Source organism: Leptolinea tardivitalis, assembly GCF_001050275.1.
Taxonomy (GTDB): Bacteria; Chloroflexota; Anaerolineae; order Anaerolineales; family Anaerolineaceae; genus Leptolinea; species Leptolinea tardivitalis.
The window spans coordinates 80,492-96,003 of sequence record NZ_BBYA01000009.1 but is presented as its reverse complement, the minus strand read 5'-3'; the positions used below and the strand labels follow the sequence as shown (position 1 = coordinate 96,003).

The window sequence follows — 15,512 nt, the reverse complement described above, 5'->3', positions numbered from 1 at the left end:
ACAGTACACTATAATAAGTTTTCTGACTATCCGAAATTCTCATTGCAGCGAGGAAAACAATGACCCTGCCATCAACAATCGCCTGGATTTGTCCCATCTGCGGGTATATTCATTACGGGTCGGAACCACCAGAAGAATGCCCGGTATGCGGTGCCGGACGTGAAGTATTCGAACCGTATCAAGAACCTGCGAAAGAACGAAAAGAAGAAAAAAACACCGAAAAAGTAATCCAATGGCGATGCAAAGATTGCGGATACATACATTCCGGCGATGTTCCGCCGGAATCTTGCCCCGTCTGTGGCCAGCCGGCTGATCATTTTGAAAAGGTCGAGGCGGATATCAACCGCGAACCGGAGATCGCCTTTGACCAGCGGTTTGTCATTGTTGGTGCCGGAATTGCCGGGGTATCGGCTGCCGAATCCATTCGCAGGAATGATCCAAAATCTGAGATCATTTTGATCTCCCGCGAATCCAACCTGCCGTATTACCGAATAAGCCTTACCCGCTATCTGGCCGGGGAAATAGAAAAAGATCAGATGCTCTTGCATCCGGCGGATTGGTACGACTCAAATAAAATCGACCTGCGCCGCGGTATCGAGGTGACCGGTATCGATATCCCCCGCAAGTATATGATCCTGTCGAATGGCGAATCGGTGTCATTTGACACATTGATCCTGGCAACTGGTTCGCATCCCTTTATCCCCCCGATCCCCGGCGCAGATAAGGCCAATGTCATCACTCTGCGTACCATGGAAGACGCCGATTTTATTCTAAAGGCCTGTCAGGAAGGGAAAAGATTTGTCTGCATAGGCGGCGGACTTCTCGGTTTGGAAGCAGCCGGCGCTCTGGCCAAACGCGGTGCATCTGTAACCGTGGTCGAAAACCAACCGTGGCTTCTTCCGCGCCATTTGACCAAAGAAGCTGCACAATTATTTCAAGAACAAATTAAAGCTATGAACATTAACCTGAAAGTCGGGGTTCAGGTAAAAGAGATCGCCGGCGATTCAACCGTAAGCGGTGTGATGATGGATGACGGGACGTTTTTTCCGGCGGAGGTCGTTATCGTGAGCGCCGGAGTCAGGTCAAACATTGATCTGGCCCGTGAATCGGGTATTCAGGTGGATAAAGGTATCGTGGTGGATTCTGAGATGAAAACAGAACACCCGGCAGTGTTTGCCGCCGGTGATGTGGTGGAGGTGGATGGGATGCTCTATGGCACCTGGGGCCCATCACAGGGACAGGGAACGATCGCCGGGCTTAACGCGTCCGGCCGTCGAGCGGATTTTTCTACCCTTCCCCCTTCGCATGTATTAAAAGTGCTTGGAATCAACCTGTTCAGTATCGGGACGGTGAACCCATTTCCAGCCAATTCCATCGTCTTGAATGAAAACAGTAACGGGAGTTATGTATGTCTCGTGTTCCAAGATCAGCTTTTAACCGGGGCTGTATTAATGGGAGATACGAGTCTGTCAAATACCATCAAGAAAACGGTGGAAGAAAAGACAAGTTTTCCAAAGGACATAATCCAACCGGATCGAATACATGATCTACTTGACTACCTGAAAAAGCAGGGCAACCTGCAAGTTTAATTCATGTCGGAGAGCAAGCGGATTATTATCTCCACTACAGCCGGATCGAACTGTTTCCCGCTTTGTTCTTGAAGATAATTCAATACCGTTTTCTGGTCCCATGCAGGCCGGTACGGTCGGTCAGAAAGAAGCGCATCCCACACATCTACTACGGAGAATATCCGGGCGGCCAGAGGAATATCAGTTCCAGCCAATCCACGCGGGTAGCCGCTGCCATCCCATCGTTCGTGATGTCCATAGGGAATTTCTATTGCGGATTGAAGATAGTCAATGTCTTTCAACATCCGGTAGGCAAATTCCGGGTGCTGACGCATGATTGCCCATTCATCTGACGTGAGCGGGCCCGGTTTGAGAAGGATGTTATCAGGAACGCCAATTTTTCCAATGTCGTGAAGAAGCGCTCCTCGCTTGATATTCAACAGCTCTTCTTCCCTTAACCCCATTTCCCTGGCAATCCGTTCTGTGATTTCTACTACCCGCCGGCTGTGGTCGGCGGTTTCATGCTCGCGCATTTCCAGTGCCCGCGCCCATCCATGAAGAGTGGCATCGTATGCCTTTTCAAGATGAGTATGTGCTTCGATCAGAGCTTTCTCAGATCGGATGCGTTCTGATATGTCGCGGGTGATATTAAGCAGGCATTCTTCACCATTGACCATGATGATACTGGCCGACATCAATCCATGAATGATATGTCCATCTTTTGCCCGAAAATCTGCCTGCAAATTTCGATAAATCCCATCGCGTATTAACCCTTCCACCAGACGAACACGATCTGCCAGATTAACCCAGATATCAATTTCTACAGATGTTTTCCCGATTACATCCTCCCGGGTAAAACCTGTCATCTGAGTAAAGCCAGTATTGATATCCATATACATGCCATCTGTCATGCGATTGATATTGATTGAATCTGGAGAGGTGCGAAATGCGGTTGAGAATTTTTCTTCCGATAACCGTAAAGCCTCTTGGGCCTGTTTCTCTGCCGTGATATCGGAAAACAGAGCTACCATATTTCCAGGTGAAATCTGAAAGGCATGTACTTCAAACGCACCCGTGATCTTTCCATCCAAATAAAATAGCTGATCGTTTGACCACATTTCACCTTTGCGAGCAACCCGATTATATTGTTCGATGGTATCGGTTCCAACCAATCCAGGGAAAGCATCTTGAATCTTTTCTCCCAGAAATTGATCGTGTTCAAGTCCAAGAATTCTATTGGCAGCGGGATTGAACCCGGTAAATATCAAGTCGTCATTTTCATTGCTTGAGTAAATGTGAATGCCCAGTGGAATAGCCTCAATGATTGACCGAAATTTTCTTTCAGATGCCAGATTATCATCTTCTGCTTGCTTCTGTCTGGTGATTTCTCGCGTGGAAAAGATTAATGTTTTTGAATCTTTAGATTCATCAACCAGGTATCGGCCGTTCGATTCCAACCAGACCAGGTGACCATCCGCGTGTTTTATTCGGTACCTTGCCCGGGTTGGGAGATTGGTTTCCATCACCTTTTTGATTGAATCTTGCACAAACGGTAAATCTTCTGGATAGATCAATGAAAACGCATTGATATTGGCCAGTTCTTCCGGTTTATATCCCAATACTGTGTAATAGGATGGCGATGCATAAAGATACTTTCCATCCATGGTCACTTCCGCCACCATATCTGTCATATAGTTGGTCAACCGCCTCAGAGTGGCATCCTGCACTCTGAGAGTCTCCTCGGTTTTTTGGCGCAGTTCAATTTGATCTTTTAGATCTTGATTGGTTTTGATTTGCGATTCGATCGTTTCACGAAGCTGCTTGAAAAAGTACCATTGGATAATCATCAATCCAGTCAAACTTACCAATACAACCATAATGGAGACAAAATAACGATAAGAAAGAACAGAGATAGACTGATATAAAACATAGGAATATGCCAATGTATAGGCAATAACAAAAAACAGACTGGTGCGGTTACCCTGAAGCATCCCGGCTAAAACCACAGAAGCTGCAAAAAGCAGGATTGTGGTGTTATTAACACCAAAACGATCCAATCCATATAACCCGAGCAGCAAACTTACCACTGGCGGGATTAACCCTGCCCACTGCCAGCCTCCACGCCTGGCTCCCTGCCACCCGATAAAAAGTAAAAGCAAATCAAGAAACAGAGGATAGGCTTCGGAAAATGTGAAAAAACCAGACCAGATGGCAAACAGGATTATTATGGCAGGCAGTGCCGTAATTATGAATAATAATCGGAGAATTTCCAGTGTCCATAAATCACGTCGAAAAACTACTGACGATGTTTCCCAACTTTTAAAAAATGATTTCAGGGAAGGAAGGTTTTTCACAAGCGAGGATCTCCTAAGTCTCGTAACCGCTCAATAGATCCCCAAAATGACCGGTAATTTGTTTAGTGCTATTATTATCAGATATTGCGTAAAAAAGTTCAAACGCTTACCGATTAGAAACGGTTGCTTTCAATGGATAAACAGAACAATACCTGACTTCCAACCTGCTTTTTCTGTTCTGTATGATTTTAATCAAGTTGTTTTCTTACGATAAAATGGTAGTTAATTATTCGTACATAAGGACAAAAATGACATACCCTATCATCCAACGAGAATTGACCGTTCATTTGAATAATGAACATTGGTATCTTAAGCCCATTGAAGATCCCTCTATTCTTGGTCCGGTAGATTACGGCTGGAATAGGTATCGGATGTATCCAGACAGCTTTTCATTTGGAGAAGGATTACTGGCTGGCAGCAGCATTCCCGGCTCACGACGTCTGGTTTTTACTGGTTGGTCATCACAATGGGATGGTTTTTATATTTCTTCCATGGGCGGAGCAGCCTATACCTTTCACGGTGTGGGAGTAAATTATGTTTCCCTGCGCGGCCGTGCTCCAGAAACCAGCGTTCTATTGCTCAATCACAAACAGGGTGAAATATTTGTCCGTCTTGAACCGGTGAATGTAGAGGCCCTGTGGAATGGCTATGCCGATCCAGAAGGCCGTCCGCTGGTAGGTTTCTTCGCCCTTCAGCAGGCCCTTTTTGACCGGTATAAAAATGAATATCCAGAAGGGAAGATGCGCATCTGCGCTGTCGGTCCTTCTGCCCTGTATACCCATGAAGGTGCGATTGGTTCAAACCCTGTTCGCCGCGGAACACTCTCTGTGGTGGCTGATTGGGCTGGGCGCGGCGGTTTAGGTTCGCGCCTCTTACAGACCAACAACCTGGCCGCCATTATATTCGGTGGCGAATGGGAAGACCCCGATCTGCGGGACAGCTCTGAAATTGACGCGTACTTCCTGGAACATTTTGGCAAGAAAACCATCCAGACAGACATTTCGGTAACTGAAAAATACCGCTATGTTCCCGAATTTGAAACCGGCGGCACATTCGGCGTTAATAACCGGGATATGGCGGAAAAAATCCTGAGTTTCAATTACACCAGTATCTATCATTCCGATGATGAACGGTTAAAACAACACGACCAGTTTATTCTGAAACACTACTTAACCCAGTTCAACGAAGAAACAATCAAAACCAAGAACTTTCAGCACTGCGGCGAACCCTGCCCGGTGGTCTGCAAAAAAATCAATGACATCTATAAAAAAGATTATGAACCTTACCATGCACTCGGCCCTCAGATCGGCGTATTTGACCAGCGAGCGGCGGAACAAATCAATGATTACGCTGACGCCATGGGGTTTGATGCCATCCAGGTGGGCGGCACAATCGCCTGGATTATGGATATTGTTGCCAACGGTCTAATCCCGCCGGAAGATTTCAATCTGCCTCCGGCCAGTGAACTTGCCTTCCAATTTACTGACGATCCGGCCAAATTTGACCTGGTTAAAGACAGTGCCCGCAATGCCGCCTATGCCCGCGCGATTATTGATATGATCCTGTTTGATCCTGCCGGACGTATTTTCCGCCTGGGTATCCGGGAAGCTGCCAGAGAGCTGGATAAAAAATATCACATCCGAAGCATTGACCGAGCCGTATTCACCTCCCACGGTGATGAAGGGCACATGGTTCCCAACCAGTACTGGGTGGCAGGAATGTTCAGCCCGATGCCCATGATGGGAAAATATTTTGTATTTTATGAGAACAAGTTCCTCCCGCCGGATAAACTCGGCAGGAAAAATGTGGAACGTATGACGTATGAATTGTTCAACGAAAACAGCGGTATCTGCCGCTTCCATCGGAAATGGAGCGAGACCATCACCGATGAAATCCTGGCCGCCCATTATGGATTGAAAGTAAATTACAAAGAACACCAATTCAACCTGGCCCGGGCTATCCATGAGGGCGAATCTCCCAAGAGTGTTTTCTGGGAAAGCGAACGCGTTGTTGACCTGATGGTCACGTTTCTTGAGCAGTGGTCCAAAGCCGGCTTAAAGGACGAACAATTAGACATATGGCTCGAACGCTTTCATACCGACAAAATGAATGCTGCCCGTGAATGGTGGAAGGCTGTCAAAAAAGGTATTGACGAAGCCTTTGCAGAAGGCGCCCAATCCATTCCAGATGCGTTCACACCGGGGCAATCCAATAAATTACAGGTATAGATGGAATCGATTCGAGAACTTTATCGTATCGGTCATGGACCCTCTAGCAGCCATACCATGGCGCCGCGTCGTGCGGCGGAAATGTTTTTTGATCGGAATAATACAGCCGTCTCCTTCCGGGTGACACTCTACGGAAGCCTGGCTGCCACCGGCCGCGGCCACCTGACAGACAAGGCTATTCAGGAAGCTGCAATACCCAAAAAAGTGGAATTCATCTGGAAACCGGAAATAAATCTACCTCTGCACCCGGTAGGGATGGAATTCGAAGCCCTGGATGCCGATGGAAAACAGACCTCGTTCTGGCGAGTCTACAGCCCGGGTGGTGGCGCCTTATTGGAAGAAGGTGAATATCCAGCCGCTTCTGTTTATCCGCATAGCAGCATGTCTGAAATCTTGAAATACTGCACATCCAGCGGCCTGACGTTCTGGGAATATGTGGAAGCCTGTGAGGGCAAGGGCGTCTGGGATTATTTGCGGGAAGTCAACCGGGTAATGCATGAGAGTATCCAGCGCGGGATTCAAGCAGAAGGTGTTCTGCCGGGCGGACTGGGAGTCTCACGCCGAGCCTGGACGTTTCATCGGAAAAGTATGCTCAATGGCAATACCCTGGTACGCGAAGGCTTCCTGCCAGCCTATGCGTTGGCTGTGGCGGAAGAAAATGCCACCGGCGGCTTGATCGTCACCGCGCCAACCTGCGGTTCATGCGGTGTTTTGCCGGCTGTAATCTGCCATATTGAAGATACGGTTCAGACTTCGGAAAAGCACATTTTACGGGCACTGGCCACAGCCGGTTTGATTGGCAATCTGATCAAAGAAAAAGCCTCCATTTCCGGTGCCGAGGTGGGCTGCCAGGGAGAGATCGGGTCAGCCTGTGCCATGGCTGCCGGGGCAGCCGCTCAGTTGATGGGCGGCACTATCCGCCAGATCGAATATGCCGCCGAAATGGGATTGGAACACCACCTCGGGTTAACCTGTGATCCGGTAAACGGCCTGGTTCAAATTCCTTGCATTGAACGCAACGTGTTTGCTGCCACCCGCGCCATGGATTGCGCTACCTTCGCCACCTACTCTGACGGATCGCACCGGGTTTCTTTTGATGAAGTGGTCACCGTGATGAAACAAACCGGCGAAGACCTGCCCCGGGTGTACCGTGAAACAGCAGAAGGCGGACTGGCCATCACCTACCGGTTCCTTGCCAAAAATAAACCTTAGGGCTTAACCGGGCGGATTTTATGCCTGATACCAAATCAGAAATTTTCAATAAACTGGCATCCTATGTCCTCCGTCGATATCAGGTGAATGCCCGTAAGTCCATGCTGGATGTGTATCAGGTGGACCGCGATTTTCTCCGGCTGGAAAAAGACAACCTGGAATTTATGTATGAAAACAGACCGGGTATTATCGCCATACTTAACGACCCGGAATACTCCATTGATCTGGCTGGCGTATTTGTGCGGTCCAGCCTGGAGTTCACTTATAGCAGCAACCAGTTTGTGAACTTAAACCAGGATGAACAGCAACGGCTGATAGCGATGTACTGTAACTATCTGCAGGGTATGAAAATGGTTTTACAGGAAAGCGGGACATTTGCTGAATTCGAAAAAGATTTTTCCAATCTGGTCAAAGAACATTTTAAAGACCTGAGCAACAATATTTCCCGTTTCTTTGACCGGGAAACCGGCTGGCAGGTTCAGGAAAATATCATCCTGAAACAGGTTGTCTGCAGTGAATATACCCCGGAATTTCAGCTTGATCTGCTCGGATTGAAAAAAGAAGATTTAATTGAACCAGTTCTGGATCTGGGTTGTGGAAAAAACGGGACACTGGTGAAATACCTGCGGCAATCAGGAATAAAAGCCATCGGCGTTGACCGGATTGTGGATCAAGATCCTTCATTAAGGGAAGCCGATTGGTTTGATATTGACTTCAAGACGGATTCCTGGGGAACGGTCATATCCCACATGGCCTTTTCAAATCATTTTGCCTTCCATCACCGCTACAAAAATGGACGACCCCGTCAATATGCCAGCCTGTACATGGAAATATTAAATTCCCTAAAACCGACGGGCAGCTTCATTTATTCTCCCGGGCTGCCCTTTATCGAGCAGTATCTTCCGGATGACCGGTTTTCCGTTCAGAGACAAGCCATATCGGAAAAGAATCCAACTCAAAGAGATGCCCCGTCGAATCCTGATCGTCAGGCCGATGTGGTAAAGGTGAAGAAATTGATCTAGCGTTCAACAGGTGCCGTGTGCCAGCAGGGCAACATTCTTGCGTTCACGCACCAGGGCATTGAATTTTTTGCAGGCTTCCGGTGTTGGCAGCAAAATCAGTTTTTCAATTCCATGATCTTGGATGTATTGCCTGGTCTCAGGTAAAACGTCGATGGCACTTTCGACACCAATTCCGATGATCAGACAATCAATAGTCTGGTCAAATACTCCTGTGATCATTTCCGGCCGCAATGTGTGGCCCTTCCGTTCTTTCCATTCAGATACGTGGGTACCCACCATCCGGATATCTTTGCCCACACCTTCTCCCTGATCTGAATGCGCCTTCCCCAGAATGACAAACCTGCCCCACGAAAACGCTTCTATCGGTCCCGATGGATCGGTAAAGGTATCCATTCTTACCTTCCTTTTCAGGGATGGAGAGCTTTCCACTCCCTTTCCAAAAGGGCAAACCAGAGCTCTGATGCCCAGCCGCCTTTATACCAGAGGCTTTCCACAAAACATCCTTCTCGGCGGAAACCTACCCGCTCCAGCAGCCGGTGTGCCGGCAAATTATCAGGGTCGCAATTGGCAAAAACGCGGTGGATACTTAACTCTTCAAACAGATAGCGGACTAATTCTGTTACGGCTTCTGTGCCATAACCCTGACCCTGATAGGGAGCGGAAAGGGTCATCCCAATTTCCACCTGACGGTGACTGTCTTTAATGATGTGAAAAGCCACGTCCCCTATCAATTGACCGCCTTCTTTTAACTCCATGCCCAACTGCAGCCACTGACCGATCTCTCCAGGTGTAACGGCTTTTTGTTGTTCAATAAACTCTTCCGCCTGTTCTTCTGTGAACGGCGTTCCCCAACCCTGGTAGCGGGCAATTTCAGGGTCTGAGCGATAGGCGGCAAAAGCGGGAACATCCTGGCTTTCCAGCGGACGCAGGTACAGGCGGGGTGATTCCAATCGGAACATTTCAGGCTTTCAGGCTGGCCAGGGTATTCCGGGCTGCCTCAACCAGCATCAATGTATCGGTACCAACCGCAATAAGTGTGAAACCATTCTTCGCGCACTCACGCGCATATGGGATGGATGCCGTAAAAATACCCAGTGGCATATTCTTCTTCTGGCAGGCATCCCGGACTTTTTCAATGGCATTCTGCACACGCGGATCCATTACCTTTCCGGGAATGCCCAAGCTGGCCGAAAGATCATACGGGCCGATTAAAATGCAATCCACACCTTCTACTGAGATAATTTCATTGATATTTTCAACACCCTTGATGTGTTCCACCTGCACGATGACGGCTGTATCCTCATTGGCCGTATCGATCACCGGTTGAAGGGTTGCCCCATAACGGTGTACCCGACCTACACCCACGCTTCGGTATCCAAACGGTGGGTACTTGCTCCAGAGAACGGCGCGCCGGGCGTCTTCAGCAGAATTGACCAGAGGAACCATCACACCTGCCGCACCGGTATCCAGAGCTTTCTTTATCCAAACATCATTATTGGATGGAATGCGGACAATTCCGGCAGTATGTTCCCCGGCTGCCTGAACGATATGCTGCACATCACCAGCTTCAAGCGGGGAGTGTTCCATATCGATGAAAAGCCAGTCAAATCGGGCATCTGCCAGAATCTCAGTAACTTCCGGCACTGGCAGCGAAACAAGAGTTCCCCATAATAATTCCCTGGATAGCAATCGTTGGCGAAAAGAAGGTTCCATACTTCCTCTGTAAACATACGGATTTTTTTATGTAGATTTACATTATTTTTAACATATAATCCATCTTTCTACGTATATAGATTGGTAGAATTTATTCTTACCCAACCCTCTGATTGAAAAAAGGAACAACATGATAGAACCTCTTTCGAAATTTCAAAAACCCAGGAGGATTTTTTCGATCCTGGCGATTATTGCCATGCTGGCCACGGCAACCATCAGTTGTTCCTCTGGAGATGAACAATCCGCCGCGGATGATGTCTCCCAATCGGACGACTCAACCGAAGTGGTTGAAACCAACCCTAAAGCAGTGGAAGAATCCAATCCATCAACACAGTCATATGCCTCCCCGAAAACCAACAAGGGTGATACCTGGACCGTCATGCTTTATCAGGATGCCGACGATCCGATTCTGGAGGAGGATATCTTTACCGATCTTAATGAAGCAGAGCGAATCGGTTCGACGGATAAAGTGAATATTGTCGCCCAGATTGACCGCTATAAAGGCGGGTTCAAAGGCAAACAGAATTTTACCGGTGCCAAACGTTTTTACCTGTCTCAGGATGATGACCTTGAAAAGGTAAATTCAAAGGAACTGGCCGACCTGGGCGAAGTAAACATGGCAGACGGCAAGGTGCTGATCGATTTTGTCACCTGGGCAGCCAAAAAATATCCGGCAGATCGTTATGTGCTGATCCTCAGCGATCATGGAACAGGCTGGCCGGGCGGTTGGACGGACGGCGATGTGGAAAGCAAACCCAAAGACATATTGATCGATGGGTGGAACGATATGCTCTATCTGAATGAATTGGATGATTCTCTGGCTGCCATCCAAAAAGAAACTGGCATTCAGAAGTTTGACATCATCGGCTATGACGCCTGCCTGATGAGCAGTCTGGAAGTGATGAGTATGACAGCCCGGTATGCCGATTTTGCCGTACTTTCCCAGGAAACCGAACCGTCAATGGGATGGGCATACTCTGCCTTTTTGAAGAAACTGACTTCCAATCCTAAAATTGATTCTGGGGAATTAGCTAAAAGCATTGTAGATACCTATATCACAGAAGATACCTTGATTACCGATGATGCGGCCCGGGCCAAATATGTTTCTCGAACATACGAAACCTCAGGAGATATTGATCCGGCAGTACTGGCCAAAGAAGAAACCAAAACGGTAACCCTGGCAGCCATTGACCTGTCACAGATTCCGGGTGTGATTGACAGTCTGGATAAACTGGTCACTCCGTTGAGTAAGATCAACCAGAAAGTCGTGGCTGGGTCACGCTCTCATGCCAAGGCCTATGAAAATGTATTTGGCGAGGATTTTCCATCACCCTATATTGACCTGGGCAATTTTGCCAAATTAATCCAAAAAGACAGCACCAGTGAAAATGTAGACAAGGCCGCCCAGGTATTGCAATCAGCCATCAAGAAGGCGGTCATCGCTGAAAAACATGGACCAAGCCAGAAGGGTTCTAATGGTATTTCCATCTATTTCCCCAATTCAAAACTTTACAAGGCCGATGGATCTGACCTTGCCACGTATATGGCTACAGCCAAACGCTTTGCCAGCGAGAGTCTGTGGGATGATTATCTGGCGTTCCATTACACCGGACAGGAAATCAAGCCGGAAAGCAAGCCGGTGGAAAATGCTCCTGTAACCGCTCCGGGAGCTAATAAGATTTCGATCAAGCCGATTAAGGTCACCACGGATACGGCATCCATCGGAAATCCTTTGACCCTTTCCACTTCTATTTCGGGTGATAATGTTTCCTACCTGTATATCTTCACCGGCCGCTTCACGAAAGATCAGGACCAGTTGCAGGTAATTGATCTCGATTATATTGATTCAGAAGAAACCCGGGATATTGACGGCCGAATTGTACCGGATTGGGGAGAAGGCGACATCCCGGTCGAAATGGACTGGGAACCTGTTGCGTATGTGGTGAATGATGGTACACATAAACAGATGGTTCTTCTTGAACCGAACACCTTTGGCGCCGGAACCGAAGATACCCTCTATACCGTCAATGGAATATACAAATTTGCCAACGGCGAAAAAGATCGTTATTCTACGCTCTTTTTTGACGGCGATGGCAACCTGGTTCAGGTAATGGGATACAACTCTACCCAAAACTCAGGACCACAGCATGAGATTACCCCTGAAAAGGGCGACCAGTTCAGCATTCTTTCCCAGTGGATTCCCATGGTCGGCGAAGGGGAAGAAACGAAAACGATTTATAAAGAATCTGGAATTCTCACATTCGGAGATAAACCCTGGACATGGGAAGAACATGCCGCCGCAAAAGGACAATATCTGATCGGCATCATTGCTGAAGATATGGACGGCAATTCCTACGCAGAGTATACAACGGTTACAGCCAGGTAGCCGGTTATCTATCTAGAAGGCAAGACTGCCCGGAAAGAATCCCGGGCAGTCTTTTTATCGATATAAAATAAGGCCGCTTCAGGTTTATTGCATAAAATTCCGGATCAATTCGCGAATTTCCAGCGGTTCTCCCCGTGAAGCATCCCGTACCAGATGAATAGCGTTCGATTTACACTGGTTCACGCAAACACCGCAGCCCATACACACCGCCGTGTTGACAGTATATTTTTCTTTGTGGGAAATGGCAGAAAACTGACATTTTTTCTGGCAGATTCCACACATTTGACATTTATCGTCATCTATCACTGCAACATAACCTGATGAAGCCAGCATGGGTGTGCCATTCCGTTGCGCTTCTATGGCCCCGCAGCAGCATGAACAACAGTTGCAAATGGCGTAGAAACGTCCCAGCATGGCATCCTTGAAAAAGGCGTGGTGTACATGACCGCGGTCATCTTCTGCCTTGATGATCGCCTGCGCTTCTTCTGATGTGATCGCCCGGGAACGGTCAGGGTGATGCTCCAGCACCAGACTGGCAAAAGGTTCACCAATGATCAGACAGACATCTATCGGAGTGCAAGAATCTTCTTTCGCCACCCGGCAGGGACAATCCAGCGCAACGATATGGTCAGGATTTTTAAACACAATATCGCGCGCCAGAGCATAAGGAATGACTTTTTCCAGGTCTCCCAGCTGGATATCTTCTTTGACCGAAACCAACTCACGAGCTGCCTCCAACGGAACAACTTTACCGTGGTAGGTATCTTCTATCTTGATCGTCGGGGATGATTCATCTTTATGGGGGCTTTTAATAATCTGATTTCCGATCCAAGATACCAATGGTTTGAGTTTCACAGCCAGAGGATGCCGGCCTGTTCCCATGGCAAGATAGAAATATACCCAGCGGGCATAAACATACCCGTGTATGAAGTTAAACAGAGAAAACGAACTGTTCTTTCGGGCTTCTCGGTAAAACGCACGGGTAGATGGACGAATTAATGGCTTCATTACAGAATTTGTAACACATAAACATCCAAATCGTTATCGTATTTACATTTGTTTATTTTGATTCGCTTATAACTACAGGATATTGATATTGTAGACAATTATGGGTATTATAGTCATATATATGTTGTTACAGGAACAGGTTCGTGCTTGTAAAAGGAGCCCATTATGTCTGCAATTTCCGGGACTTCTACAAAGAGTCAGGTCAAGCTCACTGACCCCCCGATCGCACAGTTTGTTTTCAGTGATACACGGCTTTCATGGCTTTGGCTGATCCTACGTGTGTATCTTGGGTATGAATGGTTGACCGCCGGATGGGCAAAGTTGTTCAGTCCAGTCTGGTTCGGTGACAAGGCTGGTGTAGCCTTGACGGGTTTTCTGAACGGCGCTCTGGCAAAGACAGTCGGAGAGCACCCTGATGTTCAGAACTGGTATGCCGGTTTTCTGCAAAATATTGTTCTCCCGAATGCTGTCTTATGGAGCCGTTTTGTGGTGATCGGCGAAATCCTGGTGGGATTGGCTTTAATCCTGGGTATTTTCACCGGAGTGGCTGCTTTCTTTGGCGGATTTATGAACGTCAACTATCTCATGGCCGGAACGGTGAGCACCAACCCGATGTTGTTTGTCATTGCCACCTGGCTGGTTCTGGCCTGGAAAACCGCCGGATGGCTTGGATTAGACCGGTGGATATTACCCAGACTGGGCAGGTTCTGGAGCCCGGGAAGAACCGGGTAAAAAAACGAGACTTCCATTCATCAAATGGAAGTCTTTTTATTTATAATCTGGGAGTTCGTATACAATTCTGTATATGACGAATGCCGCAAATCATTTGTATAATTTCAGCTATCAAGCGACAAAATCTGGCAAAGTTCTTCTTTACTGGAAAGATAAACCGGTGAAGATTCTGACGGGTGAAGAAGCTGCCCAGTTTAAGGAACGAATTGAATCGGCCAATGAAGACGAAGCCGGTTTGATCACAGCCAGAGCAACAGGCAATTTCAAACGTGGTAATGAACGGCATTCCCAACCAGAATCGAGAGAAAGAAAATGACCATGAGAGCAGCTTTTCAGGGTGAACCCGGGGCATATTCCGAAGCGGCTGTTTTTGAATTTTTCTCCCAGACAGATGTATCTGCTGTTCCCTGTGAATCGTTTGAAAAAGTTTTTCAGGCTGTAAAAAACGGAGATTGTCAGTTTGGTGTGCTCCCCATCGAAAATTCACTGGCCGGAAGCATCCACCAGAATTATGATCTGCTAATGCAAAACCCGTTGTGGGTGGTGGGAGAGCATTACCTGCGGGTAAGTCACTGTCTCATTGCGCGCCCCGGTTCCACACTGGCGGATATAAAAACCGTCATGAGCCATCCACAGGCACTGGCACAGTGCGCTCAATATCTCAAATCGCTGCCAGGGGTTAAGGTTGAACCTGTCTATGATACAGCCGGAAGTGTGAAGATCATCCGCAGTCAGAACGATCCCACACTGGCCGCTATTGCTTCTGTGCAGGCAGCCCGAATTTTCGGGATGCAGGTTCTGGCGGAACACATTGAAGATAACCAGGCGAACTTCACCCGTTTCCTGGTGGTGGCCAATGAGGCAGTCCACCCGGTGGAAAATGCCAAAACATCCATTGTCTTCACCCTGAAGAATGAACCTGGTTCACTTTATCAGGCTATGCGAGAATTTGCCACTCGCGGGATTGATCTGTGCAAGATCGAATCGCGTCCGCTGGTGGGAACCCCCTGGGATTACCTTTTCTATCTTGACCTTATGGGTTCCACCGAAAACGAATCTGTAAAACAGGCCTTGCAGAACCTGCAGGGATTCGCACCCATGCTGCGAATTCTGGGTTCATATCCTTCAAAAAAGCCGGCCGCCAATTTAAACCAAATATCTTGACTCGCGGGATATTTGAGCTACAATAACTTGAACAAATCGAAATGAAAAATCTTTCTTCCCGCTATTACTCCTATTTTTATTTTTATGGCGCCAGAGCCCTCAGGCCGCCATTGGTTTAGGTTAAG

Annotated in this window: 13 protein-coding genes; 8 read left to right on the top strand and 5 right to left on the bottom strand. The window is 47.7% G+C overall.

Translation table 11 applies throughout. From position 1 onward, the window contains the following. Nucleotides 1–59 precede the first annotated feature (59 nt). Complete coding sequence (locus LTAR_RS07655) at nt 60–1,589, top strand: FAD-dependent oxidoreductase (RefSeq protein WP_062421612.1); 1,530 nt, start codon at nt 60–62, stop codon at nt 1,587–1,589. Here LTAR_RS07655 and LTAR_RS16860 read toward each other — a convergent pair. After that, nucleotides 1,586–3,922, bottom strand: a complete 2,337-nt coding sequence (locus tag LTAR_RS16860; protein WP_081419883.1) for a PAS domain S-box protein — start codon at nt 3,920–3,922, stop codon at nt 1,586–1,588. The genes LTAR_RS07655 and LTAR_RS16860 overlap by 4 nt on opposite strands. 248 nt (nt 3,923–4,170) lie before the next feature. On the opposite strand from LTAR_RS16860, the gene LTAR_RS07645 reads away from it, so the two are divergent. The 3 genes from LTAR_RS07645 to LTAR_RS07635 are packed head-to-tail and all read left to right on the top strand — an operon-like array spanning nt 4,171 to nt 8,384. Next, entirely contained in the window at nt 4,171–6,150 is a 1,980-nt protein-coding gene (locus LTAR_RS07645) for an aldehyde ferredoxin oxidoreductase C-terminal domain-containing protein (protein ID WP_062421611.1), read from the top strand. Continuing rightward, nucleotides 6,151–7,362 carry an L-serine ammonia-lyase gene (locus LTAR_RS07640; protein ID WP_062421610.1) on the top strand — a complete coding sequence of 404 codons (1,212 nt, stop codon included), beginning with the start codon at nt 6,151–6,153 and terminating at the stop codon, nt 7,360–7,362. 20 nt (nt 7,363–7,382) lie between these two features. Further along, nucleotides 7,383–8,384, top strand: coding sequence for a class I SAM-dependent methyltransferase (locus LTAR_RS07635; protein ID WP_062421609.1), 1,002 nt, complete (start codon nt 7,383–7,385; stop codon nt 8,382–8,384). A 3-nt stretch (nt 8,385–8,387) separates the two neighbouring features. On the opposite strand, the gene LTAR_RS07630 is transcribed toward LTAR_RS07635, so the two are convergent. Genes LTAR_RS07630 through LTAR_RS07620 form a run of 3 tightly spaced genes read right to left on the bottom strand, consistent with a single transcriptional unit; the run spans nt 8,388 to nt 10,097 of the window. After that, entirely contained in the window at nt 8,388–8,777 is a 390-nt protein-coding gene (locus tag LTAR_RS07630) for an Mth938-like domain-containing protein (RefSeq protein WP_062421608.1), read from the bottom strand. A 14-nt stretch (nt 8,778–8,791) separates the two neighbouring features. After that, nucleotides 8,792–9,343: a GNAT family N-acetyltransferase gene (locus LTAR_RS07625; protein WP_062421607.1), complete on the bottom strand. Its 552-nt coding sequence runs from the start codon at nt 9,341–9,343 to the stop codon at nt 8,792–8,794. Nucleotide 9,344: 1 nt separating this feature from the next. Next, nucleotides 9,345–10,097 (bottom strand): HpcH/HpaI aldolase family protein, encoded by a 753-nt coding sequence (locus tag LTAR_RS07620; protein WP_062421606.1) that lies wholly within the window; start codon nt 10,095–10,097, stop codon nt 9,345–9,347. A gap of 130 nt (nt 10,098–10,227) precedes the next feature. Between LTAR_RS07620 and LTAR_RS07615 the strand changes: the two genes are divergently transcribed. Then, on the top strand, nt 10,228–12,483 hold the full coding sequence (locus tag LTAR_RS07615; protein WP_062421605.1) for a clostripain-related cysteine peptidase: 2,256 nt from the start codon (nt 10,228–10,230) through the stop codon (nt 12,481–12,483). Nucleotides 12,484–12,567: 84 nt separating this feature from the next. On the opposite strand, the gene LTAR_RS07610 is transcribed toward LTAR_RS07615, so the two are convergent. Further along, nucleotides 12,568–13,491, bottom strand: coding sequence for a 4Fe-4S binding protein (locus LTAR_RS07610; RefSeq protein ID WP_062421604.1), 924 nt, complete (start codon nt 13,489–13,491; stop codon nt 12,568–12,570). 165 nt (nt 13,492–13,656) lie between these two features. Here LTAR_RS07610 and LTAR_RS07605 point away from each other — a divergent pair, with 165 nt between their 5' ends. The 3 genes from LTAR_RS07605 to pheA all read left to right on the top strand — a co-directional run bounded on the left by LTAR_RS07605 (nt 13,657) and on the right by pheA (nt 15,387). After that, nucleotides 13,657–14,223 carry a DoxX family protein gene (locus LTAR_RS07605; protein ID WP_062421603.1) on the top strand — a complete coding sequence of 189 codons (567 nt, stop codon included), beginning with the start codon at nt 13,657–13,659 and terminating at the stop codon, nt 14,221–14,223. A gap of 73 nt (nt 14,224–14,296) precedes the next feature. After that, entirely contained in the window at nt 14,297–14,539 is a 243-nt protein-coding gene (locus LTAR_RS07600) for a hypothetical protein (RefSeq protein WP_062421602.1), read from the top strand. Then, nucleotides 14,536–15,387: a prephenate dehydratase gene (pheA, locus tag LTAR_RS07595; RefSeq protein WP_162837304.1), complete on the top strand. Its 852-nt coding sequence runs from the start codon at nt 14,536–14,538 to the stop codon at nt 15,385–15,387. The genes LTAR_RS07600 and pheA overlap by 4 nt, the downstream gene beginning before the upstream one ends. The last annotated feature ends 125 nt before the right edge of the window (nt 15,388–15,512 follow it).

Bases quoted from the DNA above. Each gene is read 5' to 3' on its own strand.
- LTAR_RS07655 (WP_062421612.1), top strand. From the start codon at position 60: ATGACCCTGCCATCAACAATCGCCTGGATTTGTCCCATCTGCGGGTAT.
- LTAR_RS07645 (WP_062421611.1), top strand. From the start codon at position 4,171: ATGACATACCCTATCATCCAACGAGAATTGACCGTTCATTTGAATAAT.
- LTAR_RS07640 (WP_062421610.1), top strand. From the start codon at position 6,151: ATGGAATCGATTCGAGAACTTTATCGTATCGGTCATGGACCCTCTAGC.
- LTAR_RS07635 (WP_062421609.1), top strand. From the start codon at position 7,383: ATGCCTGATACCAAATCAGAAATTTTCAATAAACTGGCATCCTATGTC.
- LTAR_RS07630 (WP_062421608.1), bottom strand. From the start codon at position 8,777: ATGGATACCTTTACCGATCCATCGGGACCGATAGAAGCGTTTTCGTGG.
- LTAR_RS07625 (WP_062421607.1), bottom strand. From the start codon at position 9,343: ATGTTCCGATTGGAATCACCCCGCCTGTACCTGCGTCCGCTGGAAAGC.
- LTAR_RS07620 (WP_062421606.1), bottom strand. From the start codon at position 10,097: ATGGAACCTTCTTTTCGCCAACGATTGCTATCCAGGGAATTATTATGG.
- LTAR_RS07615 (WP_062421605.1), top strand. From the start codon at position 10,228: ATGATAGAACCTCTTTCGAAATTTCAAAAACCCAGGAGGATTTTTTCG.
- LTAR_RS07610 (WP_062421604.1), bottom strand. From the start codon at position 13,491: ATGAAGCCATTAATTCGTCCATCTACCCGTGCGTTTTACCGAGAAGCC.
- LTAR_RS07605 (WP_062421603.1), top strand. From the start codon at position 13,657: ATGTCTGCAATTTCCGGGACTTCTACAAAGAGTCAGGTCAAGCTCACT.
- LTAR_RS07600 (WP_062421602.1), top strand. From the start codon at position 14,297: ATGACGAATGCCGCAAATCATTTGTATAATTTCAGCTATCAAGCGACA.
- pheA (WP_162837304.1), top strand. From the start codon at position 14,536: ATGACCATGAGAGCAGCTTTTCAGGGTGAACCCGGGGCATATTCCGAA.